Below are 25,289 nucleotides of genomic sequence, written 5' to 3'. Positions count from 1 at the left end.
CGAACTACCCGCGGATGTCGTCGAGGCGGCGGGTCGCCGCCTCGAAACCCGTGACCAGTTCGGCGATGATGTCGGCAACGGGGCGAATGGCGTTCATGCGTCCGACGATCTGACCGACGGGCATCGCCACGGTGGTCGGGTCCGAGGACTCGCTCATCCGCTGATGCGCCTCGCTGACGAGGATGTTCTGCAATGGCATGGGCAGCGGTTCGGGTGCGTCGTCGGCGTCCCAGGCCTCGGTCCATCGACTCTTCAGCAGTCGCGCGGGCTTGCCGGTGTAGATGCGCCGCCGCACGGTGTCACTCGAGGTCGCCGCCAGCAGCGCCTGCTGGATGACCGAGGCGCCACCCTCGGTGCGGACGCCGAGGTCGTACTCCGCGGCGGTCAGGAACGCCGAGCCCATCCAAACACCTTGCGCGCCAAGGGCGAGCGCTGCCGCCACCTGCCGTCCGGTGCCGATGCCACCGGCGGCCAGCACCGCGGCACGACCGTCGAGTTCGTCGACCACCTCGGGCACCAGCACCATGGACGCGATCTCACCGGTGTGGCCACCGGCCTCGTGCCCCTGGGCGATGACGATGTCCACGCCGTTCTCGGCGTGGCGCAGAGCGTGTTTGGCGCTGCCAGCCAGCGCGGCAACCGGTACGCCAGCGGCATGCGCCTGGTCGATGACGTCCTTCGGCGGTGAGCCGAGCGCGTTGGCGATCAGCTTGATCGGGTGCTTGAGTGCCACCTCGACGTGTGACCGCGCCACCGAATGCAGCCAGCCGAGAACTCCTTCGGAGCGCTCCTCGTCCTGCGGTAGCGGTGGCACCCCGAGATCGGCAAGGGTCTTGTCGACGAAGTCGCGGTGGGTCTGCGGGATCAGCTTGTCGATGTCGACCCTGGTGCCCTCGGTGGGCACCTTGGCGGGCATCACGATGTCGACGCCGTACGGCTTGCCGAGAGTGTTGGCGTCCATCCACTGCAGGACGTGCTCGAGGTCGTCGGCGTCGTTGAACCGCACGCAGCCAAGCACGCCGAGTCCACCGGCGCGGCTGACGGCGGCGGCCACCTTCTCCGACGGCGTGAAGACGAAGATCGGGTACTCGATGCCGAAGCGCTCGCAGAGTTCGGTGTGCATCTAGGCTCCTGCCCCAACGTGTTTGGCGTGGACCTCGTCGGCGGGCCTGGCTTCGGTGACGTCCTTGGCCCAGCGGTAGTCGGGCTTGCCAGCCGGTGAACGCTTGACCTCGTCGACGAGCCAGAGACTGCGTGGCACCTTGTAGCCCGCGATCTCGGTGCGCACGAACGCATCGAGTCCGGCCAGCGTCGGGCGGGCTCCCTCGCGGGGATGGACGACGGCGGCCACGTGCTGACCGAACCGGGCGTCGGGCACGCCGACGACCAGCGCGTCGAAGACGTCGGGATGGCCCTTCAGCGCCGCCTCGACCTCCTCGGGATAGATCTTCTCGCCGCCGCTGTTGATCGACACCGAGCCGCGGCCCAGCATGGTCACGCTGCCGTCTGCCTCGACCTGGGCGTAGTCGCCGGGGATCGCGTAGCGGACGCCCTTGATGGTCCGGAACGTCTCGGCGGTCTTCTTCTCGTCCTTGAAGTAGCCGACCGGGATGTGGCCGCGCTTGGCGATGATGCCGCGCACGCCAGAACCCGGCACCACCTCGTTGCCCTCCTCGTCGAGCACGACGGTGTTCTTGTCGATGCTGACCCGTGGGCCACCGGTGTGCGACTGGCCCTTCTCCACGATGCTGGTGCCAGCGAAGCCGGTCTCCGACGATCCGATCGAGTCGGTGATGATGCGGTCGGGCAGCAGCTCGAGGAACTTCTCCTTCAGGCTGGTGGAGAACAGCGCTGCGGTGCTGGCGAGCAGGAACAGCGACGACAGGTCGTATGTGTTGCCCTCCTCCTGGTGGGCCAGCAGCGCGTCGAGCAGGGGGCGGGCCATCGCGTCGCCGGTGAAGAACAGCAGGTTGACCTTGTGTTCGTGAATCGTGCGCCAGACCTCGTCGGCGTTGAATTCCGGTGCCAGGACCACGGTTTGGCCGGAGAACAACGACATCCAGGTGGCCGACTGGGTGGCACCGTGGATCATCGGCGGAATGGGCAGGCGGATCATCGGCGCGTTGGCCGCCGCTTGCTTGGCAAGGTCGTACTCGTCGGCGATCGGCTCACCCGTGGCGAAGTCGGTGCCGCCGAACAACACTCGGTAGATGTCCTCGTGACGCCACATCACGCCCTTCGGGAAGCCGGTGGTGCCGCCGGTGTAGAGCAGATAGATGTCGTCGGCGCTGCGGGGTCCGAAGTCACGCTCCGGTGAACCCTGCTCCAGGGCTGCGTAGAACTCGACACCGCCGTAGCGCCGGTAGTCCAGATCGCTGCCGTCCTCGACCACCAGGACGGTCGTCACGTTCGGGGTGTCGGGCAGGACGTTGGCCACCCGATCGGAGTACTGCCGTTCGTGTACCAGCGCGACCATGTCGGAGTTGTCGAACAGGTAGCGCAGTTCGCCCTCGACGTAGCGGAAGTTGACGTTGACACCGATCGCGCCGGCCTTGACGATGCCAAGCATCGCGATCACGATCTCGATGCGATTGCGGCAGTAGAGGCCGACCTTGTCGTCCTTCTTCACGCCCTGGTCGACGAGGTAGTGGGCCAGGCGGTTGGCCTTCTCGTCGAGCTCGGCATAGGTGAGCCGTTCACCCCCCGAGATGAGGGCGACACGGTCTGGCACGGCGTCGACGGCGTGCTCGGCAAGATCGGCGATGTTCAGGGCCACGGAACCTAAACTAGAACGTGTTACATTTCGTGACAAGTCCGTGTCAGCCAGAGTGGGAGGCGCATACCCGTGAGCGAGTCCGAGAAGGGCCCCGACGCCCTCATTGAGCAGCGCGGACACACGTTGATCGTGACGCTCAACCGACCCGAGGCCCGCAACGCGCTCTCCAGCGAGATGCTCTCGATAATGGTCGAAGCGTGGGACCGCGTCGACTCCGATCCCGAGATCCGGTCGTGCATCCTCACCGGGGCGGGCGGCTACTTCTGCGCGGGCATGGACCTGAAGGCCGCGACCAAGGCCCCGCCGGGGGACTCGTTCAAGAGCGGCGGCTTCGATCCCACCCGCATCGACGGCCTGCTGAAGGGGCGCCGGCTGACCAAGCCGCTGATCGCCGCCGTCGAGGGCCCCGCAATTGCGGGCGGCACCGAGATCCTGCAGGGCACCGACATTCGGATCGCGGGCGAGAGCGCCAAGTTCGGCATCTCCGAGGCCAAGTGGAGCCTGTACCCGATGGGCGGCTCCGCGGTGCGGCTGGTCCGCCAGATTCCGTACACGATCGCCTGCGATCTGCTGCTGACCGGCCGGCACATCACCGCCGCCGAGGCACTGTCCTACGGGTTGATCGGCTATGTGGTGCCCGACGGGACCGCTCTGGACAAGGCTCTACAGATCGCCGAGGTGATCAACGCCAACGGTCCCCTGGCCGTGCAGGCGATCCTCAAGTCGATCCACGACACCGAGGGCATGCACGAGCTGGACGCGTTCCAGATCGACACGAAGATCGGCATCGGGGTGTTCCTCAGCGAGGACGCCAAGGAGGGCCCCCGGGCGTTCAAGGAGAAGCGGGCGCCCAACTTCCAGATGAAGTAGCGCGACGCCGGGCGTGAATCCCCTGCGGTTTCGCGACCGATTCTCCGCAGAGGATTCACGATCGGCGACTGTCGGTGCCCCTCGGCAGACTCCGGCCATGGAGCAACCGTTCCTCGGCCGCGAGGCACTCGATGCGGGCCGGCTCACGTCGCATCGCCTGCGCACCGACCACGCGATTCTGTTTCCCGGCGTCTACGTCCCGGTCGACACCACGGTCACGGCACGCGTCAGGGCGCAAGCGGCCTACCTCTGGTCACGACGTCGAGGCATCGTGGCGGGCCGGTCGGCCGCGGCCGTGCACGGCGCCAAGTGGGTCGACCCGACCGCCCCGGCGGAGTTGATCCACCCCAACCGCCACCGACCCGCCGGCCTGCAGACCTGGGCGGATCGCATCGACGACGACGAGGTCGTGGTCCTCGACGGCATGCGGGTGACCAGCGCGGCCCGCACCGCCCTGGATCTCGCGTGCCGTCAGCGCCCCGACCGCGCAGTCGCGGCGATCGACGCGCTGGCCCGAGCGACCCGCCTCAAGGTGGCCGACGTCGAGTTGCTGGTGCACCGATACCGGGGACGCAACGGAATACGGCGGGCCAGAACCACTCTCGAGCTCGTCGACGCCGGTGCCGAGTCACCGCGCGAGACATGGTTGCGACTGCCCATCGTGCGGTCCGGTCTGCCGCGGCCGCGGACCCAGATCCCGGTTCTCGACGAGTACCGCCAGCTGGTCGCGCGCGTCGACATGGGCTGGGAGGACTGGAAGATCGCCATCGAGTACGACGGTGAGCACCATTGGACCGATCGCCGCCAGATGGCGCGCGACATCCGTCGTACCGAGCAGCTCGGCGAGCTCGGCTGGATCGTCATCCGGGTGACCGCGGAGGACACCCCCGGCACCATCCTGCATCGCGTCGGCAAGGCCATCGGCCGCCGCTCGTGAATCCTCTGCGGTGCGACGGCCCATTCTCCGCAGAGGATTCACGACGGCGAACCCGCGCTGCGGGGACGTTGGGCCCTAGCGGCTACCTCCGCGGTTCTCGCATGCTCGTCGCATGTTCTCCTCACGTTCTCTCGCGCTGGCGATCGGCTTGGCCGCAGCCGGTTACGCGGTGTGGTTGCGGCCCCGCCTCTGGCGCTGGGGCGCCACCGACGATGAGGTCGCCGCGCCCTTCCCGGGCGCGGACCTGATGCCCGCGGGTGAGCGGGCCGCGACGATGGCGGTCACGATCGACGCACCGCCAGAACGGGTCTGGCCGTGGCTCGTGCAGATGGGTGGCGACCGCGGTGGTTGGTATTCGTGGGACCGTCTCGACAACGGTGGCCGGCCCAGCGCCCGCGACGTCCACCCCGAGTGGCAGGACCTCGCCGTCGGTGACTACGTCAAGTACTGGACCCGACGCGGACCGGTCGACGCCTGGGAGGTCGCTGCCCTGGACCCGAATCGCTTCCTGGCCTTGCGCGCCCTCTACGATTTGGGGGGCCGCCGCCTCGATCCGAGGCTGCCCCGGCCCTCGTCCTACGTCGAGGGGTTGTGGGGCTTCCAGCTGCTGGCCTCACCCGGCGGCCGCACCCGACTGGTGATCAGCGGTTACCAGGCGCTGCGGCCGCGCTGGCTCGAACGGTTCGCCGGCTACTGGGTCTACGTGCCCGTCACCTGGATCATGCAGGCCCGAATGATGCTGGTGCTCAAGCGAAACATCGAGGCCGCCGGAGGCGTGCCCGCTACTCGAGCACCCGCGCGGTCGGGCTGAACACCACCGGCATGGCCTCGGGCCCACTGACGAAGTTGGCGGGCCGCAGCGGCACCTCGGCACCCTCGGCGAGCCGCAGATCGGGCAGGCGCTGCAGGATGCGCTTGGTCATCATCGACAGCTCCAGTCGCGCGAGCTGGTTGCCCAGGCAGAAGTGCGCACCGAAGCCGAACGCCAGGTGACCGTTCGGGTTCCGGTCGATGCGGAACTCCTCCGGATCCCCGAAGACCGCCTCGTCGAAGTTGGCCGACTCGAACATCAGCATGATCTTCTCGCCCGCGCGGAGATCGGTGCCGTGGAAGGTGGTGTCGGCGGTCAGGATCCGGCACATGTTCTTCACCGGAGAGGTCCAGCGCAGCATCTCCTCGATGGCGCCGGGTAGCAACGCCTCAGGCTGCGCGACGAGCCGGTCCCACTGATCCCGATGCCGCAGAAGCTGTTCGGTGCCGCCGGAGAGCGTGTGCCGGGTGGTCTCGTCGCCACCGATGAGGATCAGTAGCGTCTCGAAGACGATCTCGTCGTCGGTCATCCGCTGACCGTCGACCTCGGCGTTGACCAGGATGCTGAACAGATCCTCGGCCGGCTCGGCACGTCGCTTGGCGATGATGTCGGACGTGAACGCCGTGTACCCCGCGAAGGCCTCCATCATGGCCTGGGCCGACGTTTCGTCGATGTGCGAGCTGAGCCCCTTGACCAGGTCGTCGGACCATTCCAGCAGCATCCCGCGGTCCTCGGGCAGCACGCCGAGCATGTCGCCGATCACCGCCATCGGCAGCGGCGCGGCGATGTCACGGACGAAGTCGCACTCCCCCCGTTCGCACACCGCGTCGATGAGCGTGTCGCACAGCGCCGCGATCGACGGCACCTTGTCCATCACGCGCTTGCGGGTGAAGCCGGAGTTGACGAGCTTGCGGCGCAACACGTGTGCCGGATCGTCCATGTCGATCATGTAGGGCATCGCCGGTGTCTCGGGTCTGATGCCGCCGGTGCTGGAGAACAGCTCTGGATTGCGCTCGGCATCCTGCACCGCCTGATGGCTGGCCGCCGCGGCCAGGCCGTTGCGATCCCGGAAGACCGGCTGGTTGGCCCGCATCCAGCGGTACGCGGCACGTGCCTTGCCGTCGGCATAGAAGGTGCCGTCGGTGAGGTCGACGTCCGGCTTCGTGTCCGGCAGCACGGCAGTCACGAGATCTCCTTGGCGTTCCCGAAGGTCATCTCGACGTTCTCGGCGGAACTCGAGATCATGGCGCGCTTCGGGAAGCCTAGCGACGCCAGCTCCCGTGCGTAGGGATGTTCGCCGAGCCGGACCCGCACGCCGCCGGGCCGGTAGCGGACACCGGAAAGCCGCATCTCCCCCGCGGTTTCGCGGGTGACGCCATCCAGATGCGAGTACGTCGGGTGGACCTGCGTCTTGGAGGTCAGGGCCGACGGCACCGCCAGCCCGGGCCGGAAGTCCATGCCGACGGCGAACTGGCCGTCGACTGCGACATCGAAGCCGAACTGGTGGCCGTCGCGGATACGGCGGGCAGGACCGGAGCGACCGGCAGACCGAATGGTGAAGTCGGCCAGCACCTTCGGGTAGCCCCAGATGGAGCGGCCTGCCTCCATCGTGAAGGCGCCGTCGACGGGAAGGTGGTGGATGAAGGCCCCCGCCGACCGCAGGGCCTTGAGTCCGTGCGCGTCGGAGTCCGGCGGGTTGACCATGACGTTGGTGCCGTACTCGTAGTAAGGGCCGAGGTCGCCGTCGACGTAGTGCATCAGCATGAGCACGATGACGGCCTTGCCCGGCCGGTAGCGGCAGACCCGCAGGCCGCTGTAGTCGATGAGCCGCTGGGCAGCGTCGGCGTCCACCGAGAACATCGCCATGTGCTGGGTCGCGCGACGAATCTGGACCGGCATGGTCACGGTCGTCCCTGCGATGTCGTAGACGGTCACGCGCCAAATCTAGAACGTGTTCTAGACAACTGGCAAGAAGTGTCTACACCGCCGCGTCGACGAGTCCGGCGAGGTCGCGGATCTGCTCGGGCGAGCGGGCCCCCACCACCATCATGGTCACGCCCGCGGCCTCCCAGGCCTTGATCTGCTGACGGACGTGATCCAGGTTCCCCACGATCGCCGAGTCGTCGACCAGCTCGTCGGGAATGACCTTGGCCGCCTCGTCCTTGCGGTCGCTGCGGAACAGCCTGGTGACGTCGTCGACCACCTCGGAGTACCCCATCCGGCGGTAGACGTCGGCATGGAAGTTGGTGTCCTCCGCCCCCATTCCGCCCATGTACAGGGCGAGGTGGGGCTTCATCAGCTCCATCACGCCGGCGCGGTCGTCGGTGACGACGACCTGGGCGGTCGCGCAGATCTCGAAGGTCTCCCGCGTGCGCCGCGCACCCGGCCGGGCGAAGCCCTCGTCGAGCCACTCGTTGTACATGTCCGCGATCCGCGGCGAGTAGAAGATGGGCAGCCAGCCGTCGCAGATCTCCGCGGCCAGCGCGACGTTCTTCGGGCCCTCGGCACCCAGCATGACGGGGATGTCGGCGCGCAGCGGGTGGGTGATCGGCTTGAGGTTCTTGCCGAGGCCGGTGGTGCCCTCGCCGGTCAGCGGCAGCGGGTAGTGCGGGCCGTCGCTGCGCACCGGCGCCTCGCGCGCCCACACCTGCCGCAGGATGTCGACGTACTCGCGGGTCCGGGCCAGCGGCTTGGGGAACTTGGCGCCGTACCAGCCCTCGACGACCTGCGGGCCCGAGACGCCGAGGCCGACGATGTGCCGCCCGCCGGAGAGGTGGTCCAGCGTCAGTGCCGCCATCCCGAGTGCGGTCGGCGTGCGCGCCGAGAGTTGCAGGACGGACGTGCCGAGCCGCATCCGGCTGGTCTCGCGGCCCCACCACGCCAGCGGCGTGTAGGCGTCCGAACCCCACGCCTCGGCGGTGAAGACGGTGTCGAAACCCGCCTCCTCGGCGGTGGCGACGAGCTCCGCATGATTGGTCGGCGGCTGCGCGCCCCAGTATCCGAGCTGGAGTCCAAGTTTCACTGCCGACCCAACCTTCCTGGGTCGCCCGACCCGGTTCTTGCCACCATAGTTAGAACCTGTTCTACTCGATGCCGTGACTGCCAGCCAAAGTAGCCCGGCCCGTGTCCGACCTGATGCGGAAGGTCACGAGCCGCCCCTCTCCGCTCCGCTGAAGCTGCAATTCGACTACACCCGTTCAGTGGGGCCGGTGCTCGGTCGGTTCTTCACCGAACTGCGCGGGCGCCACGTCGTGGGCATCCGCGGATCGGACGGCCGGGTGCACGTTCCACCCCCCGAGTACGACCCGGTGACCTACGAACCGCTGAGCGAGATCGTACCGGTGGCCAGCGTCGGAACCGTCGTGTCGTGGAGCTGGCAGCCGCATCCGTTGGCGGGCCAGCCGCTGGACCGTCCGTTCGCCTGGGCGCTGATCAAGCTCGACGGTGCCGACACTCCCCTGCTGCACGCCGTCGACGCGGGCACGCCGGACGCGGTCAGCACCGGGGCGCGGGTGCACGTGCATTGGGCCGACGAACCCGTCGGCGCGATCACCGACATCGCCTACTTCGCCCTTGGTGACACCGAGGAGGACGTGCCGGCGGACGGCACCGACGACCGCGACCCCGTGACCATGATCGTCGTCCCCACCGAGCTGGAGATCCAGCACACCGCCTCGCATCCGGAGAGCACGTTCTTGCGGGCGCTGGAGGAGGGCCGGCTGGTGGGCGCCAGGACCGGCGCCGGAGGCAAGGTGTACTTCCCTGCGCGCGAGGCGGATCCGGCCACCGGTCAGCAGCTCGACGAGTACGTCGAACTGCCCGACAAGGGCACCGTGACGACGTTCGCCATCATCAACATCCCGTTCGCGGGACAGCGGATCAAGCCGCCGTACGTCGCGGCCTACGTGCTGCTCGACGGCGCCGACATCCCCTTCCTGCACCTCGTCACCGAGATCGACGCGGCCGACGTCCGGATGGGCATGCGGGTCGAGGCGGTGTGGAAGCCCCGCGAGGAGTGGGGTCTCGGCATCGACAACATCGACTACTTCCGGCCGACGGGTGAGCCCGACGCCGACTACGAAACCTACAAGCACCACCAGTGAGGCACACGGACGTGACTTTTCACCGAGACGAAGCGAAGCGGGAGCGCGCATGACCGAGGTAGCAGTGGTGGGCTTCGCCCATGCCCCGCACGTGCGCCGCACCGAAGGCACCACCAATGGCGTCGAGATGCTCATGCCGTGCTTCGCCGAGTTGTACGCCGACCTGGGCATCAAGCAGACCGACATCGGATTCTGGTGCTCGGGCTCCTCGGATTACCTTGCCGGCCGGGCATTCTCGTTCCTCTCGGCGATCGACTCGATCGGCGCGGTCCCTCCGATCAACGAGTCGCACGTGGAGATGGACGCCGCATGGGCGCTCTACGAGGCGTACATCAAGATCCTGACCGGCGCGGTGGACACCGCCCTGGTCTACGGCTTCGGCAAGTCCTCGGCAGGCGTGCTGCGCCGGGTGCTGGCCCTGCAGACCGACCCGTACACGGTCGCGCCGCTGGTGCCCGATGCCGTCTCGACCGCGGGGTTGCAGGCCCGGCTCGGATTGGAGTCGGGGAAGTGGACCGCCGAGCAGATGGCCCAGGTCGCCCTGGACGCCATGAATGCCGGCGGCCGAACCGATTCCGTCGAGCCCGCCGCGTCGGTCGACGAGCTGCTGGCCCGGCCGTACTTCGCCGATCCCCTGCGCCGTCACGACATCGCGCCGATCACCGACGGCGCCTCGGCGATCGTGCTGGCCGCCGGCGACCGCGCGCGTGAACTACGTGAGAACCCGGCCTGGATAACGGGTTTCGAGCACCGCATCGAGACCCCGGTGCTGGGTGCCCGTGATCTCACCACGTCGCCCTCGACAGCCGCCTCGGCCGCCGCGGCGACCGGGGGTGACGCCGGGTCGATCGACGTGGCCGAGATCTACGCGCCGTTCAGCCATCAGCAGGTCATCCTCACCGAGGCGATCGGATTGAACGGCAAGACCAGGATCAACCCGTCCGGCGGTGCGCTGTCGGCCAATCCGATGTTCTCCACCGGGCTCGAGCGGATCGGCTTCGCAGCCAGGCACATCTTCGACGGCTCCGCGTCCCGTGTGCTGGCCCACGCGACGAGTGGTGCTGCGCTACAACAAAATCTGGTCGCGGTCATGGAGGGGAAGTAGTCATGGCAGGCAAGCTCGCCGCAGTCCTCGGCACCGGACAGACCAAGTACGTCGCCAAGCGCAAGGACGTCTCGATGAACGGCCTCGTCCGCGAGGCCATCGACCGGGCGCTGGCGGACTCCGGGTCGACGTTCGACGACATCGACGCCGTGGTGGTCGGCAAGGCGCCCGACTTCTTCGAGGGCGTCATGATGCCCGAGTTGTTCATGGCCGACGCGGTCGGCGCGACGGGCAAACCCCTGATCCGGGTGCACACCGCGGGTTCGGTGGGTGGCTCGACCGCGATCGTGGCGGCATCGCTGGTGCAGTCTGGCAAGTACCGGCGCGTGCTGACGATGGCCTGGGAGAAGCAGTCCGAGTCGAATGCCATGTGGGCGCTGAGCATTCCGGTGCCGTTCACCAAGCCGGTCGGCGCGGGCGCTGGTGGATACTTCGCGCCGCACGTGCGCTCCTACATCCGTCGTTCGGGCGCACCGACGCACATCGGCGCGATGGTAGCGGTCAAGGACCGGCTCAACGGCGCGAAGAATCCGCTGGCGCACCTGCACCAGCCCGACATCACCCTCGAGAAGGTGATGGCCTCTCAGATGCTCTGGGATCCGATCCGGTTCGACGAGACCTGCCCGTCCTCGGACGGCGCTTGCGCCCTCGTCATCGGCAACGAGGAGATCGCCGACGCCCGCGTCGCCGAGGGACACCCGGTGGCCTGGGTCCACGCCACCGCCCTGCGTACCGAGCCACTGGCCTACTCCGGTCGCGACCAGGTCAATCCCCAGGCCGGCCGGGACGCCTCGAAGGCGCTGTGGCGCGACGCGGGCATCACCTCGCCGATCGACGAGATCGACGTCGCCGAGGTCTACGTCCCGTTCTCCTGGTTCGAACCGATGTGGCTGGAGAACCTCGGGTTCGCGCCGGAGGGTGAGGGGTGGAAGCTCACCGAGGCCGGTGAGACGGCCATCGGCGGGCGGATCCCGTTCAATCCGTCCGGTGGGGTGTTGTCATCCAATCCGATCGGGGCCTCGGGCATGATTCGGTTCGCCGAATCGGCCATCCAGGTGATGGGCAAGGCGGGCGCACATCAGGTCGAGGGCGCCCGCAAGGCGCTGGGTCACGCCTACGGCGGCGGTTCGCAGTATTACTCGATGTGGGTGGTCGGCGCAGACAAACCGACGGTGTGACGACGCGGCCGTCGACCGCCCGATTCCGCGATGGCCTGCACGGATGGGGTCGGCGCGTAGGCTGGCGCTGCGCATTGCGCCAATCCGCTTCGACCCAACCGACTTTCGGCAGACCCGCGCAGAAGAGACATTGCTCAACTCACCGCTTACGTCACACGTTGCAAGAACATCCGTCGCCGCACTGGCTGCGCTCGCCCTAGTTGGAGTAGCCGGTTGCACGCCAACCAACTCCGGTGGCTCCGGTTCTGCCTCGACCAGCCCGCCCACACTGCCGACCATTCCCTTCACCTCGACGACGACGTCTTCGGCGGCTTCCGAACCGGCCGACTACCGGCCCCTGCTGCTGTCGGCCGCCGACCTGACCGACGCGGACGACACGTTCACCGAGCGGTCCAGGGATTCGCAGCCCAACGGCACGGCCGGCGCCAGCGCGTTCTTCGTCAACGACAAGGACACCCGGGCCATCACCGACACGTTCATGGTCTATCCGGACGCGGCCACCGCGACGGCCACGCTCGAGAAGGCCGTCGCCAACCTGCCAACGCTGGTCGCGGGCGGAACCCCGACCCCACTGGCGGTCGGCTCCGACGGTGTCATGGCCAAGGGCACCCGCCCGAACGAGGACAAGGCCGTCACCCTGGCGTTCTTCACCGAGGGCCGGGCCCTGGTGCGGCTGGAGTTCCAGAGCGCGACGGGCGACCCAACGACCGAACGTTTCGTGACTAACGTCGCCAAGATGCAGGACATCGCCCTTCGGGTCGGCCTGGCCGCGCCCCAGTAGCGACTACTCCGCGATCAGGAAGAGCCCGTCGAGATAGCGGCGCGCCAGATCCTGATACGCGGCGGGGTTCTCCCGAACCCATGGTTCGGCGCCCGTGCCGGCAACCGGGCCGCGCACCTTGGCGGGAGCGCCCGTCACGAACACCTCGTCGGGAATCTTCGTGCCCGCGGTGACCAGGGAGTGCGCCGCGACCAGGCTGCGTCGCCCGATCACGGCGCCGTCGAGCACCGTGGCGTGGTTGGCGATGACCGCTTCCTGACCGACGTGGACGCCGTGGATCACGCAGGCGTGCGCCACGGTGGCGCCGGGGCCGATGTCCACCGGGATACCGGGCGGGGCGTGCAGCACGCTGCAGTCCTGCACGTTGGCGCCTTCGCGGATGATGACGGGGGCGAAGTCGGCCCGCAGCACGGCGTTGAACCACACCGATGCTCCCGCCGCGACGTGGACGTCGCCGACCAGGGTGGCGGTCGGGGCGACGAAGGCTCCGGGGTCGACGACGGGCGAGCGGCCCTCGAACGCGTACAGCGGCATCGTCTAGATATACCGCAGCCAGGTGGGAAGGCCAGCCCCGGCGAAGATTGCGCGCGGACGGAGAAAAACTGTAACGTGTTCTAGTTAGAGAGTTCATGAACGGGAGGACCGCCGTGAGTACCGACACCGCAGGCGTTCGCGAGATCGACACCGGAGCGCTGCCAGACCGCTACGCGCGGGGCTGGCACTGCCTCGGCCCGGTGGCCAACTTCACCGACGGCAAGCCGCACTCGGTCGCCATCTTCGGCACCAAGCTGGTGGTCTTCGCCGACTCGCAGGGCGAGCTGAAGATCCTCGACGGATATTGCCGGCACATGGGCGGTGACCTGTCCCAGGGCACCATCAAGGGCGACGAGGTCGCCTGCCCGTTCCACGACTGGCGCTGGGGCGGCGACGGCAAGTGCAAGCTCGTCCCCTATGCCAAGCGCACCCCGCGGCTGGCCCGCACCAGAGCATGGACCACCGACGTCCGCAGCGGCCTGCTGTACGTCTGGCACGACCACGAGGGCAACCCGCCGCCGCCCGAACTGCGCATTCCCGAGTTGCCCGAGTTCGCCAGTGACGACTGGACCGACTGGCGCTGGAACTCGATGCTCATCGAGGGTTCCAACTGCCGCGAGATCATCGACAACGTCACCGACATGGCGCACTTCTTCTACATCCACTTCGGGCTGCCCACCTACTTCAAGAACGTCTTCGAAGGCCATATCGCGTCGCAGTACCTGCACAACGTCGGCAGGCCCGACGTGAACGACCTCGGGACGGCCTACGGCGAGGCGCACTTGGACTCCGAGGCGTCCTACTTCGGCCCCTCGTTCATGATCAATTGGCTGCACAACAACTACGGCGGGTTCAAGGCCGAGTCGATCCTGATCAACTGCCACTACCCCGTCACGCAGGACTCGTTCGTGCTGCAGTGGGGTGTCATGGTCGAGAAACCCAAGGGCATGGACGAGGCGATGACCGAGAAGCTGTCCCGGGCGTTCACCGAGGGCGTCAGCAAGGGATTCCTGCAGGACGTCGAGATCTGGAAGCACAAGACGCGCATCGACAACCCGCTGCTGGTCGAGGAGGACGGTGCGGTCTACCAGATGCGCCGCTGGTACCAGCAGTTCTACGTCGACGTCGCGGAGGTCACCCCCGACATGACCGACCGCTTCGAGATCGAGGTCGACACCACCGCCGCCAACGAGAAGTGGAACGTCGAGGTCGAGGAGAACATGCGCAAGCGCGCCGAGGACGCCGAGGCGCAGCCCGCGACATGAGCGCACCGGATGCGGAGCGCCTCGCCCGCTCGATGCTCGCGCTGCTCGGTCACGACGACGACGGCCACCCCGCCGACGACCGGCAAGCGCAGGGATCGTGGTCGAAGGCCCCAGACTTCGCGTCCGATCCGCGACGGGCCGCAGCCGTCAGGGAGGCCAGCGCGCGCGACCGCGAGCGCTATCTGAGCGCGGGGCTGACGCCGGTCGACTGCCGCTTCTGCCACGTGACCGTCGCCGTCAAGAAGCTTGGCGCGGGACACACTGCCGTGCAGTGGAATTCGCGAGCGATGCAGGGCTGTGCCACGTTCGCCGAGGTGCGCTCCGCCGGCGGGGACAGCAGCCGTTGCCGGTCGTGCCCCAAGCTCGGGGACAGCATCCGCCATGCGATAGCCGAGGGTTGCCTCGAGGAGGAGTCGAGCGCACCGTCACCCGGCGACGGTTGACGCTTGCGTCCCTAGACTGTCCGCCATGGGAGGTCGCTGGCTGGCACTGCTGCTGGTGCTCGTTCTCGCCGGCTGCTCGCGGGTCATCGACGACGCCAGGCCTCGGGCCGAGACCCCGGTGGCACCCATCGCCGCGGGGCAGGTCGCCGATCTGCTGAGCAAGCGTGTCCGGAGGGGCAACGACGGCAACCTCTTCGTGACCGTCGAACCGCAGCGCTGTGCGGGCGTCGCGCGCGAGGTCGACTCCCCGTTCGTGTTCGATGCCAAGCCGGTGGCACACGACGGCGGGCACTGGGATGCTGGTGGTGGGCGCAGTCCCTCCATCGAGGAGATGGTCGGGGTCTACCGCGCCGACTTCGACGCCGCAGGCGCCATCGAGCGGGCCGCACACGACATCGAGTCCTGCCGGGACCAGACGATGACCGTGACCGCGATGCGGGGGGAGGTGATCGACGCCCGGTTGCTTCCGCAAGTGGCGTCCGGTTCTCCTCGAATCGTGTTCTGGTCGTTCGCGGCCCGCAGCTGGGCCTGCGACAACGCGTTCGTCGCCGCCCACAACGCCGCCATCGAAATCACCGCATGCGCCGCGACCAACGGTTACGACGTCGCGACGCTGGCCCGGGATGCACTAGCTCGCATCGAGACGCTGGCGAACCGGGTCGCCTGAGTCGGCACCCGGTTACAGCCCCCTGAAGCGCTCCTTGACCTGCTCGACGGTCAGGCCGTAGTCGGCCAGCGCATAGGAGTGCTTCGGTGCGCGCGGACCCTGCTGGCTCTCGGCGTGCATGCTCGTCATGGCCTCGCGGGCTGCGTCGGTGAACTCGATGCCGAAGCTGCGGTACACGTTCTCCACGGTGGCGATCGGGTCCTTGATCAGGTCGAAGTAGTCCAGGTCGTAGAACTGTGCCGAATCATGCTTGGCGCGTTCGGCATCGAACAGCTCGAGCCCGCGCGACCAGGTCTCCAGGGAGTCCTGGCCGATCACTTCGCCGGAGAAGACGTTGGACCAGCCCTCCGTGGTGTGCTGCGCGAGCGAGCACATCGAGGCCATGATGGTCTCGGCGGGCCGGTGGCACTGCACCACCAGGGCATCCGGATAGGTCGCGAACAAGGCGTCGAGGGCGAACAGATGACTGGGATTCTTGAGCACCCAACGCTTCTCGCGGTCGTTCAGCCCGATCAGCTGGAGGTTCTTGCGGTGCCGCCGGTACGGCGCGGTCCAGTCCTGCTGGGAGAGCCACCGTGAGTAGGTCGGCACGTGCGCCAGAGTCTCGTAGGACACCGAGTGCAGCGACTGCCGCAACAGCTGCCAGCACTCCTCGACCTCGTCGGCGGTCATGTAGTGCAAACCGGTGTAGTCCGGGTTCTCGGCGTGCGCCTTGGTGAACTGCGCGTCGAGCTGCTGAAAGACGGGGTTCTGCGACCAGGTTTCGCGCGGGGGCCGGGGCTGGGGAAACTCCGCCAGCCAGAGTTCGAGGCCCTGGTGGCGCGGATCTGCGGTCAGCAGGCGGTGGATGGCGGTGGTGCCGGTACGCGGCAGACCCGTGACGAAGATGGGTCGTTCGATCGGCACGTCGGCGTGCTCCGGATGTTGCCTGAACGCCGCCTCGGACACCAGCCGCGCCACCAGCGCGTTGCGGACGAAGAAACGCTGCATCTTGCTACCGAACTCGGTCAGGTCGGCATCGCGGCGATAGGACTCGAGCAGCACCTCGAGTGCTTCGCGATAGTTGTCGTCGTCGACGCCGAAGTCGTCGAGTCCGCAAGCCTTCACCGCCGACGCGTGCAGATCGTCCACGGTGCCGACGTTGGTCCTTGCGGCGCTGCCGTTGGTGCTCACGACTTGTACTCCCCGCAGTTGACGTCCAGCGTCTGGCCGGTGATGCCGCTGGACAGATCGCTGGCCATGAACAGGATGGCCGAGGCCACCTCGTGCTCGGTTGGCAACCGCTTGAGATCCGACGAGGCGGCGGTGGCCTGGTAGATCTCCTGCACGGTGGTGCCGTACTTGCCGGCTTGGTGGGCGAAGTAGCTCTCCAGCGTGCCACCCCAGATGTAGCCGGGCAGAACGGAGTTCACGCGGATGCCCTGCCCGCCAAGCTCAGTTGCCAGCGACTGTGACATCGCCAGCAGGGCCGACTTCGCCATCTTGTAGGCGCCGTACTTGGCCTGCGAGTGGCGAACCACCATCGAGTTCACGTTGACCACCGAGCCCGATGCCTCGGCCAACGCCGGCGTGAAGCCCTGGATCAAACGCAGCGCGCCGAACACCGTCAGCTCGATGGCATCGCGCATGTGCTCGAAGGTGGTGTCTGCCAGCGGCCGCATCGATGGCACCCGAAAGGCATTGTTGATAAGCACGTCCACCTTGCCGTAGGCCTTCAACGATTCCTCGACGAGGTGGTTCACCTGCGCGTCGTCGGTGATGTCGGTGCCGACCGAGACGGCGCGCCGGCCCAGGTCGGTGATCTGCTTGGCCACGTCGTCCAGACGCTCGACGGTGCGCGCGGCGAGCACCAGGTCGGCGCCCTGCTCGGCGCACCGCCGTGCCAACGTGGTGCCCAGCGCCGGGCCTACACCGCTGATGACGACGACCTTGCCGTCGAGCAGCCCTGTGGGATTCGTCATCTCTAGCCCACCATTCTCTCGCCGATTTGCCTCTGCCGCAGACTTATTCGCGCTCTCCAGTCGTCATCGGAGATCTTGTTGGTCTCGTAGTAAGGCAGGGCGGCGGCGACCTCGCCGACGTCGAGCAGTTCGACGCTGGGGCCGTCGGCCGCGGTCAGCTCGCGGGACACCCGCTGCCAACGGAACTGCAGGAAACCCTTGCGGTGGCCCAGCGTCTCGACCCAATTGGTCACCCCGGGATTCTCGTCCGACACCACGATGCGGATCTTGCCGTCTGGATCCGCTTGCGCCTGAGTGCCGTTCAGCGACGTCTGGTGGTTGATGTAATCCAGCGAGATGTACCACAGACTGCCGAGCTGGAAGCCTAGATAGGGTGCGTCGGTGACCGGCAGGGTGATGACCAGCGCCTGGCCCTCGGCCAGGTCGAACTGTCCGACCGAGGAGTACTGGGTGGCCAGCCCACCCGGGGTCAGGCGCGGCGCCACCATCGTGTTGGGCGGAGTGTCTTGATAGAACCACTGCGGGAACTGCAGCCAGGTCTTGACCCGCTGGACGAGTTGCTTGCCCGCGACGGCATAACGCTTGTCGATCAGCTCTGCGGTCAGGGGTGGCGGGGCGGTGCCGGCGGTGTCGGTTCGAGCGATGGCGAACGTGCCGCGTTGGGCGGACCAGTCGTTGTAGACCTCGCGAATTACCAACTGCGCCGGGCTCGCCGGCGTGAACCGCCACTCGAAGTTGCCGTCGGCGTCGATGTCGAGCTTGCGGTCGTCGAAGGCGGTCTCGCTGTCGGGCACGTTGTCATCGGTGTACTCGCCCCCGAGCAATTGAAAGCTGACGTCGGTGGTGGTGCCGCGCCTGCCGGTCACGACGTACTCGCGTCCGGGTGCGACGCGCGTGCCGAAGTACATGGTGTCGGGGTTGTCCAGGCCCATCTTGGTGAACGGACCCGTGCCGCTGTGCAGGAAGGGATGGTCGCGCTCATAGTCGAACGCCACGTGCGTGCACGCCGCAATGCACCCCGCGAGGTACTGCAGCCCCTCCAGGAGATCGGCCTCGGATTCGATGAACGGCGCGGCGGCGACGAGACTCTCGGCCTCGGCGATGGCCTCGGCCAGCGGTCGTGAATGCATGACGACGGTGTCTCCCGGGATTCCGCACCGTTCCAATATTGGACCGTGCTGGTAGATTCTCTGGCTCGAGACTAGAACGTGTTCCAATTCGAGTCAACGGACGGTGCGCATGGCGGACAGGACCTCTCCTCCGACCGCGCGCGTCGTCGCCGTCCTGGACTTCCTGGCGGCGCACCCGCACGACCGGTTCGGGCTCTCGGACCTCACCCGCCGCCTTGGGCTCAGCAAGCCAACCTGCCTCGGCATCCTCACCACCCTTGCCGAGTCCAACTACCTGGTTCGCGATTCCGCCGACAAGACGTATCGGCTTGGACCGCGGCTGATCTCGCTCGGGCACACCGCGCAGGAGTCGATGCGGGTGAACCCCGCGGCCCGCGAGGAGCTACGTCGGCTCTCGGAGGCGTTCGATACCACCGCGGCGCTGTCCGGCGTCATCGACGACCACATCACACTGCTCGAACTCGTCGGCCCGTCGTCGGTCGACGTGGGGGTCAGGGTCGGCCAGAGCTACCCGTTCGCACCCCCGGTCGGCCTGATGTTCGTGCTGTGGGACGAGCGCGCGCTGCGGGACTGGCTGGCCAAGGCGCCGACCATTCCGCTGCGCACCGACTCCGAACGCCTCGAGCGCGTGGTCACCGAGTGCCGCGCCTCGGGTTATCTCGTCGAGCGCCTCACGCCGGGCGGGCGACGGTTGTATGCCTTGATGGCGGGCATGTCCAACACCCTGCCTCGCGAGCTTCAGGCCCTCCTCGGGGAGATGATCTCCGACATCGGTGAGCGGGTCTACCTGCCGAGCGAATGGCGGGCCGGCGGACGGCGGGGCGAGCGCACCGACGTCAGCGTCATCTCCGCACCCGTCTTCGACCACCACCAGCGTCAGGCGATGGTGCTGTCCCTGCACGTCGGCCGCGCCATCACCGACGCGGAGATCACCAGTCACGCCCGCGGCCTGGTGGCGTCGGCGGCAACGCTGACGGCCTCACTCGGCGGGACCGTCCCGTCGGGAGGATCAACCGGGTTCACCCGGGCGCCAGCCATTCACCAGCGGGGCTAGCTGGTGCTGGCCAACGCGAACGGCAGCACCTCGGGGGCGCCGGCGGCCCGAACGACGCGCGCGGCCATGGTCAGCGTCCACCCGGTGTCGGTCATGTCGTCGACCAGCAGGATCGGACCACCTGCGGCGCCGATCACCGCGGGATCCGGCGCCTGCCAAGCAACCTCGAGCGCGGCCACCCGGTAGGCCGAGTTGGCCGCCGTTGCCGGACGCCGTTCAGGCGCGTACTGCAGCAGTCCGAGGTCGGTCAGCCTGCCCACCTTGGCCAGCGCGCGGGCCAGCGAGGAGATCAGCAGCGGATGGCGGTCGGAATCCATCGCCAGCACGGCGGTGGGCCGTGTCGTCCACTCCCAGGACGCCAGCACCTTCACGGCCGCCTGCACCACGTCGTCGGACACCTCGGCGTCGGGTGCGTCGAGCAGACCGCGCAACCGGCCACCCCAGCCGAGGTCGGTCAGCCTGCCGATCACCCGCCCCGGTGCGGGACCGTCGCCGATCTTGCCGCTGCGGGGGACGCCGAGCTTGGCCAGCCCGGACGGCCACTGCTTGCGCGGCGAGATCTCCACACCGGGTCGCATCAGCCGCTGCCGGGTCTGCTCGGCGGAGGCCGGATCGACGTCGGACCGGAATCGGGTGCCGGTGCAGTTGTCGCAACGCCCGCAGCGCTCGTCGGCGGCGAGCTCGGGGTCGTCGAGCTGGCCGCGCAGGAACGCCATCCGACACCCGCCGGTGGCCTGGTAGTCGAGCATTGCCTGCTGCTCGCGCTTACGGGCTTCGTCGAGCTTGCGGTACCGCGCTTCGTCGTACTCCCACGGTTGACCGGTGCCCACCCAGCCGCCCTTGACCCGGCGCACGGCCCCGTCGACGTCGAGCACCTTGAGTACCATCTCGAGCCGGGTGCGGCCCAGGTCGACGAGGGGCTCCAGGGCGGGCGTGGACTGCGGCCGGTCGAGTTCGAGGGCGTCGATCACGTTGCGCACCATGGCTTCCGACGGAAACGCCACCGACGAGAAGTAGCGCCAGACATCCTGGTCCTCTTGGCCGGGGAGCAGCACCACCTCGGCGCTGGCGGTCGACCGGCCCGCGCGGCCGACCTGCTGGTAGTACGCGATCGGCGACGACGGCGCGCCGAGGTGCACCACGAAGCCGAGATCGGGTTTGTCGAAGCCCATGCCGAGCGCGGACGTGGCGATGAGCGCCTTGACGCGGTTGGCCAGCAGGTCGGCCTCGAGCTGCTCACGCTCGCTGGTCTCGGTGGCGCCGGTGTAGGCGGCCACCGCGTGTCCCCGATCCCGCAGCAGCGTCGCCACGTCGTTCGCCTGGGCCACCGTCAGCGTGTAGACGATCCCCGAACCGGGCAGCGATTCGAGGTGCTCGGCCAGCCACGCGGCGCGCTGGGCGGGGTTGCCCGCCTCGACGACCGAGAGCCGCAGCGACTCGCGGTCCAGGCCGCCGCGCAGGACCAGGGTGTCGGCCTCCGAACCGCCGACGCCGAGCTGGCTGGCCACGTCCTGCACCACGCGGTCGTTGGCGGTCGCCGTGGTGGCGAGCACGGGGACTTCAGCGCCGAGATCGGCCAGCAGGGTGCGGATGCGGCGATAGTCGGGCCGAAAGTCGTGCCCCCAGTCCGACACGCAGTGGGCCTCGTCGACGACCACCAGTCCAGCGTCCTGCGCCAGCGCCGGCAGCACCTGGTCGCGAAAGTCGGGGTTGTTCAACCGTTCCGGGCTGACCAGCAGCACGTCGAGATCACCACTGCGGACCCGGTCGTGGATCTCGGCCCAGTCGGCGACGTTGCTCGAGTTGATGGTGGCCGCGTGCACCCCGGCCCGCTCGGCGGCGGCGACCTGGTTGCGCATGAGCGCCAGCAGCGGGGACACGATGACGGTCGGGCCGTGTCCACCGGCGCGCAGCAGCTTGGCGGCGATGAAGTACACCGCCGACTTGCCCCAGCCGGTGCGTTGTACGACCAACGCCCGGCGCCGGTGTACGACGAGGGCCTCGATGGCGGTCCACTGGTCGTCGCGCAGCGTGGCGTGCGGACCGGCCAGCTGTTCGAGGATGGTCTGGGCCTGCTCGCGGGGGGACTTCATGCGCCCATCGTGCTCCTGTGGTCCGACGGCCTACCGCGCCAGGCAGCGCCGTAGCGCCGCGGTCAGCGAATTGGCGCGATGATCGCTGCGGACGAAGAGGTTGTTGACGTAGCCGAAGCCGGTCTGGCTCTCGGCGTCGGCGAAGCCCAGGCTGCCGCTGGCGCCGTCGTGGCCGAACGACGTGTCCGACAGCAGCGGCCGCATGGGAATGCCGTTGATCTGGAACCCCGTCGAGAAGCGGCTGCCCGGCGCGGTCAGTGCGCCGGACCAACCGGCACCGGTCGACCTCGGCACCAGCGCGTCGGCGATCGAGGCGCCGGTCAGTAGCGGCGCGCCGGCTACCGGCGAGACGGCCGCACCGTAGATGCCCGCCAGCGCGCGGGCGTCGAGGATGGCATTGGCCGCGGGGATCTGGGCGGCGTGCACGGCCGGGGTGTTGAAGTCACCGGCGCACCCGTCGATCAGCGAGAAGGGGAACGCCGAGCCCATCGTCACGGTGCGCACCGCCGAGGCCTTGCCGGTGCGGCGCAACACCCGCGGCAAGACGCGGTAGGCGGTGCGCAGCAGCCGGGAGCGCGGAGCGTGCATCCGTGCCACCCGATGCTGCTGTTCGGCGGGCAACCCGATCCACGCCTGCGCACCCGTCGGCTCGGTCAGGTACTGGGCCAGCAGCGCGCCGGGCATCAGTCCGGTGACCCGGCGCAGGATCTCACCGGTGAGCCAGCCATAGGTCAGCGCGTGATAGGCGTACGCGGTGCCCGGCATCCACAGCGGACGCTGTGCCTCGATGGCGCGAATCACCGGATCCCACGCCAGCACCTCGTCGAGGGTCAGGTCGGCGTCGAGGGCCATCAAACCGGCGCGATGCGCGAAGACGTCGCGAATGATGATGTCGTGCTTGCCATTTCGGCCGAACTCCGGCCACACCGTCGTGACGGGCGCGTCGAAGTCCAGCAGCCCCCTTTCACTGGCCAGGTACCCACACAGCGCCATCAGACCCTTGGAGACGGAGAAGCCGATCGTCAGGGTGTCCGACGTCCACGGTCGGCCCGTGACCGCGTCGGCGATGCCCCCGGATAGGTCGACCACCAGCCGGCCGCGGTGGTACACGGCGCAGGCCGCACCCATCTCGGCGCCGCTGCTGAAGTTGGCCGCGAAGGCGTCGGCGACCGGTCCGAAGCCCTCGTCGGCGAAACCGGGGAACGCGCTCACGGCCGCCATCCAAGCACGATCAGTAGGCGTAGGTGTTGGCCGGCTTGTCGATGCTCGTCACGTCGGTGACGGTCATCGTCGGAATGAACCCGTCGTTCGGTTGCGACGACCCTGGCACGATCTGGCCTCTGATGCGCAGCCAGGTGTCCTCCGGATGCGCGGCGGCCTGCGCGGCGCCAGGGCCGGTCAGGTGAACGCGCGCCAGTTGCGCGTCGGCCGCGCAGCACACGATGACCACCCGGCCAAGGTCCACCCCGTCCGGCCGGAGCAGGGTGAAGCCGGTCAGCGTAATCGACCGTCCCACGAGCGAATTGGTGGAGTCAGCGGCGGCCCGCATCACCACCTCCGGCAGCGAGACAGACGGGGCGTCCCCTGCGGGCAGCGGCGGGAACGCGCGCCGCTGGGGTGGCGCGGCGGCGGGCGCGGGACTGGTGCCCTGCGCCCCGAGGGCCGGGGGCGCGACGAACGCGACCATGGCGATCGGCACCAGCAGCAGCCAGACCAACCCGCCGCGGTGCTGGTGACCGAGTTCGTGGTCCTCGCCGTCGTGGTGCCCGTGCCGCAGGTCCCGAACGATGGCCGCGCCGCCTAGCACCACCAGCACTACCGCCGAGGCCGCCAACCACGGCAGCAGCCCGGGCTTGACGTAGTTCAGGTAGGTGCCCTTGACCAGCATCGCGGCGATGCTCAGCCCGACCAGCAGCAACACCAGATTCTGGGTGACCCGGCTCATCCCGCACCGCCGAGGATCGCCAGCCCGACCAGCGTCCCCAGTACGGTGGCGACGACGAAGGTGGCCGGGCCGAACCGCATGGCGAACCGGCGCCCGAACATGCCCGCCTGCATCGCCGACAGCTTCACGTCGACGGCCGGGCCGACCACCAGGAAGACCAGCCGCGGAACCAGCGGGACCATGGTCAGGCTGGCGGCGACGAAGGCGTCGGCCTCCGAGCAGAGCGCCAGCACCACCGCGAGCAGCGCCATCGTCACCACGGCAACGACGAGGTTGCCGGCAAGGTGCTCGAATACCCATGCGGGCACCAGGACGTGCAGTGCCGCGGCCGCCGCGGCACCCACCACCAGGTAGGACGCGGCCTGCAGGAAGTCGTGACGGGCGGCCTCGGAGAACACCGTCCACCGTGACGAACCGTCGGGCGCCGGGGCCGGCAGGTCGCGGGTGACCCAGGCGTCGCGGCCGAAGCGCGACCACAGCAGCCCCATCACGACGGCGGTGCCCAGCGAGGCCAGGCAACGGGCCAGCACCATCGCGGGCTGACCGGGAAAGGCAACGGCCGTGGCGACCAGCACCACCGGGTTGATCGCGGGCGCCGACAGCATGAACGTCAACGCCGCCGCGCCGCTGGTGCCGGGTCCAAAGAGCCTGCGCGCGACGGGAACCGAACCGCATTCACACCCGGGCAGTGCCGCGCCCCCGATCCCGGCGACGGCCACGGCAATCACCGGGCGGCGGGGCAGCGAGCGGGCCAGTCGGTCGGCGTCGACGAAGGCCGCGATCAGCCCGCTGACCACCACACCCAGCGCGAGGAACGGCAGCGCCTGGACGAACACGCCGCAGAACACCGTCGCGGCCGTGCTCAGATCGGGGCTGCCCGCGACGTAGGCACTGACGACACCCGCGGACAGGGCCAACCCGATGAGGGCCAGCAGGAGGACTTCGAGGGAACCAACGCGTCGCCTGCGCTCGGTCGAAACGGCGGTCACGAGTCCCATCGTGCCTCCCCCGACTGTGAATCTGGCGACGCCATCGACAGGAAATGCGTCGCGGAATTCACACTCGCGGGCTTAGGTCGCGGTGGCGGCCTGTTGCTCGCGTTTGATCTCCAGGGCGATGTCGATGAGTTGGTCTTCCTGGCCGCCGATGAGCTTGCGCTGCCCGGCCCGGTGCAACAGCTGATGCGCCGGCACGCCGTAGCGCTCCGATTGCCGGATGGCGTGCTTGAGGAAGCTGGAGTACACCCCGGAGTAGCCCATGATCAGCGCGTTGCGGTCCAGCAGGCACTCGGCCGGCATCGCAGGAGCGACGACTTCCTCGGCAGCATCGGCGATGTCGAAGAAGTCGATGCCGGTCTTCACCCCAATCTTGTCGAACACCCCGATCAACGCCTCCACCGGAGCGTTACCCGCCCCGGCGCCGAAGCGGCGGCACGACCCGTCGATCTGCTTGGCCCCGGCACGGACTGCCTCGATCGAGTTGGCCACCCCCAACCCGAGGTTCTCGTGGCCGTGGAAACCCACCTGCGCGTCGTCGCCCAGTTCGGCGACCAACGCGGCCACCCGGTCGGCCACCCCTTCGAGGACCAGCGCACCGGCGGAGTCGACGACGTAGACGCATTGGCAGCCGGCGTCGG

24 protein-coding genes and 1 pseudogene are annotated in these 25,289 nt (G+C 68.5%); 11 read left to right on the top strand and 14 right to left on the bottom strand.

What is annotated here, in order from left to right:
* Positions 1–4 precede the first annotated feature (4 nt).
* Both SBI80_RS10415 and SBI80_RS10410 read right to left on the bottom strand, forming a co-directional pair.
* On the bottom strand, positions 5–1,123 hold the full coding sequence (locus tag SBI80_RS10415; RefSeq protein ID WP_318974431.1) for an NAD(P)H-dependent flavin oxidoreductase: 1,119 nt from the start codon (positions 1,121–1,123) through the stop codon (positions 5–7).
* Complete coding sequence (locus SBI80_RS10410) at positions 1,124–2,776, bottom strand: medium/long-chain-fatty-acid--CoA/3-oxocholest-4-en-26-oate--CoA ligase (protein WP_318974430.1); 1,653 nt, start codon at positions 2,774–2,776, stop codon at positions 1,124–1,126.
* Positions 2,777–2,845: 69 nt separating this feature from the next.
* On the opposite strand from SBI80_RS10410, the gene SBI80_RS10405 reads away from it, so the two are divergent.
* From SBI80_RS10405 to SBI80_RS10395, 3 genes are all read left to right on the top strand, one after another.
* Positions 2,846–3,646: a crotonase/enoyl-CoA hydratase family protein gene (locus SBI80_RS10405; protein WP_318974429.1), complete on the top strand. Its 801-nt coding sequence runs from the start codon at positions 2,846–2,848 to the stop codon at positions 3,644–3,646.
* A 97-nt stretch (positions 3,647–3,743) separates the two neighbouring features.
* Positions 3,744–4,583, top strand: a complete 840-nt coding sequence (locus SBI80_RS10400) for a type IV toxin-antitoxin system AbiEi family antitoxin (RefSeq protein ID WP_318974428.1) — start codon at positions 3,744–3,746, stop codon at positions 4,581–4,583.
* Between the two features lie 112 nt (positions 4,584–4,695).
* Complete coding sequence (locus SBI80_RS10395; RefSeq protein ID WP_318974427.1) at positions 4,696–5,394, top strand: hypothetical protein; 699 nt, start codon at positions 4,696–4,698, stop codon at positions 5,392–5,394.
* Here SBI80_RS10395 and SBI80_RS10390 read toward each other — a convergent pair.
* From SBI80_RS10390 to SBI80_RS10380, 3 genes are read right to left on the bottom strand one after another with little or no spacing between them, the layout of a single operon-like run.
* A complete protein-coding gene (locus tag SBI80_RS10390; RefSeq protein WP_318974426.1) occupies positions 5,366–6,580 on the bottom strand; it encodes a cytochrome P450 in 1,215 nt (404 codons plus the stop codon). The genes SBI80_RS10395 and SBI80_RS10390 overlap by 29 nt on opposite strands.
* Complete coding sequence (locus SBI80_RS10385) at positions 6,577–7,329, bottom strand: acetoacetate decarboxylase family protein (protein WP_318974425.1); 753 nt, start codon at positions 7,327–7,329, stop codon at positions 6,577–6,579. The genes SBI80_RS10390 and SBI80_RS10385 overlap by 4 nt, the downstream gene beginning before the upstream one ends.
* A 43-nt stretch (positions 7,330–7,372) precedes the next feature.
* A complete protein-coding gene (locus SBI80_RS10380; RefSeq protein ID WP_318974424.1) occupies positions 7,373–8,416 on the bottom strand; it encodes an LLM class F420-dependent oxidoreductase in 1,044 nt (347 codons plus the stop codon).
* Positions 8,417–8,489: 73 nt separating this feature from the next.
* Here SBI80_RS10380 and SBI80_RS10375 point away from each other — a divergent pair, with 73 nt between their 5' ends.
* Genes SBI80_RS10375 through SBI80_RS10360 form a run of 4 tightly spaced genes read left to right on the top strand, consistent with a single transcriptional unit; the run spans position 8,490 to position 12,561 of the window.
* Entirely contained in the window at positions 8,490–9,497 is a 1,008-nt protein-coding gene (locus SBI80_RS10375; RefSeq protein ID WP_318974423.1) for a Zn-ribbon domain-containing OB-fold protein, read from the top strand.
* 49 nt (positions 9,498–9,546) lie between these two features.
* Complete coding sequence (locus SBI80_RS10370) at positions 9,547–10,602, top strand: thiolase family protein (RefSeq protein ID WP_318974422.1); 1,056 nt, start codon at positions 9,547–9,549, stop codon at positions 10,600–10,602.
* A gap of 2 nt (positions 10,603–10,604) precedes the next feature.
* Positions 10,605–11,780: a thiolase family protein gene (locus SBI80_RS10365; RefSeq protein ID WP_318974421.1), complete on the top strand. Its 1,176-nt coding sequence runs from the start codon at positions 10,605–10,607 to the stop codon at positions 11,778–11,780.
* 43 nt (positions 11,781–11,823) lie between these two features.
* Positions 11,824–12,561, top strand: coding sequence for a hypothetical protein (locus SBI80_RS10360; RefSeq protein WP_318974420.1), 738 nt, complete (start codon positions 11,824–11,826; stop codon positions 12,559–12,561).
* A gap of 3 nt (positions 12,562–12,564) precedes the next feature.
* On the opposite strand, the gene SBI80_RS10355 is transcribed toward SBI80_RS10360, so the two are convergent.
* Positions 12,565–13,095 carry a gamma carbonic anhydrase family protein gene (locus SBI80_RS10355; RefSeq protein WP_318974419.1) on the bottom strand — a complete coding sequence of 177 codons (531 nt, stop codon included), beginning with the start codon at positions 13,093–13,095 and terminating at the stop codon, positions 12,565–12,567.
* A gap of 113 nt (positions 13,096–13,208) precedes the next feature.
* Here SBI80_RS10355 and SBI80_RS10350 point away from each other — a divergent pair, with 113 nt between their 5' ends.
* The 3 genes from SBI80_RS10350 to SBI80_RS10340 are packed head-to-tail and all read left to right on the top strand — an operon-like array spanning position 13,209 to position 15,470.
* Positions 13,209–14,360, top strand: a complete 1,152-nt coding sequence (locus tag SBI80_RS10350) for a 3-ketosteroid-9-alpha-monooxygenase, oxygenase component (protein WP_318974418.1) — start codon at positions 13,209–13,211, stop codon at positions 14,358–14,360.
* On the top strand, positions 14,357–14,803 hold the full coding sequence (locus tag SBI80_RS10345) for a hypothetical protein (RefSeq protein WP_318974417.1): 447 nt from the start codon (positions 14,357–14,359) through the stop codon (positions 14,801–14,803). Before SBI80_RS10350 ends, SBI80_RS10345 begins: the two co-directional genes overlap by 4 nt.
* A 25-nt stretch (positions 14,804–14,828) precedes the next feature.
* Positions 14,829–15,470, top strand: a complete 642-nt coding sequence (locus SBI80_RS10340; protein ID WP_318974416.1) for a sensor domain-containing protein — start codon at positions 14,829–14,831, stop codon at positions 15,468–15,470.
* 12 nt (positions 15,471–15,482) lie between these two features.
* On the opposite strand, the gene SBI80_RS10335 is transcribed toward SBI80_RS10340, so the two are convergent.
* The 3 genes from SBI80_RS10335 to SBI80_RS10325 are packed head-to-tail and all read right to left on the bottom strand — an operon-like array spanning position 15,483 to position 18,561.
* Positions 15,483–16,643, bottom strand: coding sequence for a sulfotransferase family protein (locus tag SBI80_RS10335; protein WP_318974415.1), 1,161 nt, complete (start codon positions 16,641–16,643; stop codon positions 15,483–15,485).
* Positions 16,640–17,431: an SDR family oxidoreductase gene (locus SBI80_RS10330; protein ID WP_318974414.1), complete on the bottom strand. Its 792-nt coding sequence runs from the start codon at positions 17,429–17,431 to the stop codon at positions 16,640–16,642. Before SBI80_RS10330 ends, SBI80_RS10335 begins: the two co-directional genes overlap by 4 nt.
* A 2-nt stretch (positions 17,432–17,433) precedes the next feature.
* Positions 17,434–18,561, bottom strand: coding sequence for a hypothetical protein (locus SBI80_RS10325; RefSeq protein ID WP_318974413.1), 1,128 nt, complete (start codon positions 18,559–18,561; stop codon positions 17,434–17,436).
* Between the two features lie 109 nt (positions 18,562–18,670).
* On the opposite strand from SBI80_RS10325, the gene SBI80_RS10320 reads away from it, so the two are divergent.
* Positions 18,671–19,615, top strand: a complete 945-nt coding sequence (locus tag SBI80_RS10320) for an IclR family transcriptional regulator (protein WP_318974412.1) — start codon at positions 18,671–18,673, stop codon at positions 19,613–19,615.
* On the opposite strand, the gene SBI80_RS10315 is transcribed toward SBI80_RS10320, so the two are convergent.
* The 5 genes and pseudogenes from SBI80_RS10315 to SBI80_RS10295 form a co-directional block, all read right to left on the bottom strand.
* Positions 19,612–21,708 (bottom strand): RecQ family ATP-dependent DNA helicase, encoded by a 2,097-nt coding sequence (locus SBI80_RS10315; protein WP_318974411.1) that lies wholly within the window; start codon positions 21,706–21,708, stop codon positions 19,612–19,614. The two genes, SBI80_RS10320 and SBI80_RS10315, sit on opposite strands and share 4 nt — an antisense overlap.
* Before the next feature lie 30 nt (positions 21,709–21,738).
* Positions 21,739–22,929: a serine hydrolase domain-containing protein gene (locus tag SBI80_RS10310; RefSeq protein WP_318974410.1), complete on the bottom strand. Its 1,191-nt coding sequence runs from the start codon at positions 22,927–22,929 to the stop codon at positions 21,739–21,741.
* 10 nt (positions 22,930–22,939) lie between these two features.
* Entirely contained in the window at positions 22,940–23,653 is a 714-nt protein-coding gene (locus SBI80_RS10305; RefSeq protein ID WP_318974409.1) for a TIGR03943 family putative permease subunit, read from the bottom strand.
* Positions 23,650–24,651 (bottom strand): permease, encoded by a 1,002-nt coding sequence (locus tag SBI80_RS10300; RefSeq protein ID WP_413232693.1) that lies wholly within the window; start codon positions 24,649–24,651, stop codon positions 23,650–23,652. The genes SBI80_RS10305 and SBI80_RS10300 overlap by 4 nt, the downstream gene beginning before the upstream one ends.
* A 72-nt stretch (positions 24,652–24,723) precedes the next feature.
* Positions 24,724–25,289: pseudogene (locus tag SBI80_RS10295) on the bottom strand (4-hydroxy-2-oxovalerate aldolase); the annotation flags it as partial.

It is taken from the genome of Mycolicibacterium sichuanense (assembly GCF_033741125.1).
Taxonomy (GTDB): Bacteria; Actinomycetota; Actinomycetes; order Mycobacteriales; family Mycobacteriaceae; genus Mycobacterium.
Note: the sequence above shows the minus strand (reverse complement) of the source record. Positions and strands in the feature narration are given on the sequence as shown.

Excerpts from the sequence above, each read along its gene's own strand:
- SBI80_RS10415 (WP_318974431.1), bottom strand. The coding sequence starts at position 1,123 with ATGCACACCGAACTCTGCGAGCGCTTCGGCATCGAGTACCCGATCTTC.
- SBI80_RS10400 (WP_318974428.1), top strand. The coding sequence starts at position 3,744 with ATGGAGCAACCGTTCCTCGGCCGCGAGGCACTCGATGCGGGCCGGCTC.
- SBI80_RS10395 (WP_318974427.1), top strand. The coding sequence starts at position 4,696 with ATGTTCTCCTCACGTTCTCTCGCGCTGGCGATCGGCTTGGCCGCAGCC.
- SBI80_RS10370 (WP_318974422.1), top strand. The coding sequence starts at position 9,547 with ATGACCGAGGTAGCAGTGGTGGGCTTCGCCCATGCCCCGCACGTGCGC.
- SBI80_RS10365 (WP_318974421.1), top strand. The coding sequence starts at position 10,605 with ATGGCAGGCAAGCTCGCCGCAGTCCTCGGCACCGGACAGACCAAGTAC.
- SBI80_RS10360 (WP_318974420.1), top strand. The coding sequence starts at position 11,824 with ATGGGGTCGGCGCGTAGGCTGGCGCTGCGCATTGCGCCAATCCGCTTC.
- SBI80_RS10355 (WP_318974419.1), bottom strand. The coding sequence starts at position 13,095 with ATGCCGCTGTACGCGTTCGAGGGCCGCTCGCCCGTCGTCGACCCCGGA.
- SBI80_RS10345 (WP_318974417.1), top strand. The coding sequence starts at position 14,357 with ATGAGCGCACCGGATGCGGAGCGCCTCGCCCGCTCGATGCTCGCGCTG.
- SBI80_RS10340 (WP_318974416.1), top strand. The coding sequence starts at position 14,829 with ATGGGAGGTCGCTGGCTGGCACTGCTGCTGGTGCTCGTTCTCGCCGGC.
- SBI80_RS10330 (WP_318974414.1), bottom strand. The coding sequence starts at position 17,431 with ATGACGAATCCCACAGGGCTGCTCGACGGCAAGGTCGTCGTCATCAGC.
- SBI80_RS10325 (WP_318974413.1), bottom strand. The coding sequence starts at position 18,561 with ATGCATTCACGACCGCTGGCCGAGGCCATCGCCGAGGCCGAGAGTCTC.
- SBI80_RS10320 (WP_318974412.1), top strand. The coding sequence starts at position 18,671 with ATGGCGGACAGGACCTCTCCTCCGACCGCGCGCGTCGTCGCCGTCCTG.
- SBI80_RS10315 (WP_318974411.1), bottom strand. The coding sequence starts at position 21,708 with ATGAAGTCCCCCCGCGAGCAGGCCCAGACCATCCTCGAACAGCTGGCC.
- SBI80_RS10310 (WP_318974410.1), bottom strand. The coding sequence starts at position 22,929 with ATGGCGGCCGTGAGCGCGTTCCCCGGTTTCGCCGACGAGGGCTTCGGA.
- SBI80_RS10305 (WP_318974409.1), bottom strand. The coding sequence starts at position 23,653 with ATGAGCCGGGTCACCCAGAATCTGGTGTTGCTGCTGGTCGGGCTGAGC.
- SBI80_RS10300 (WP_413232693.1), bottom strand. The coding sequence starts at position 24,651 with ATGGGACTCGTGACCGCCGTTTCGACCGAGCGCAGGCGACGCGTTGGT.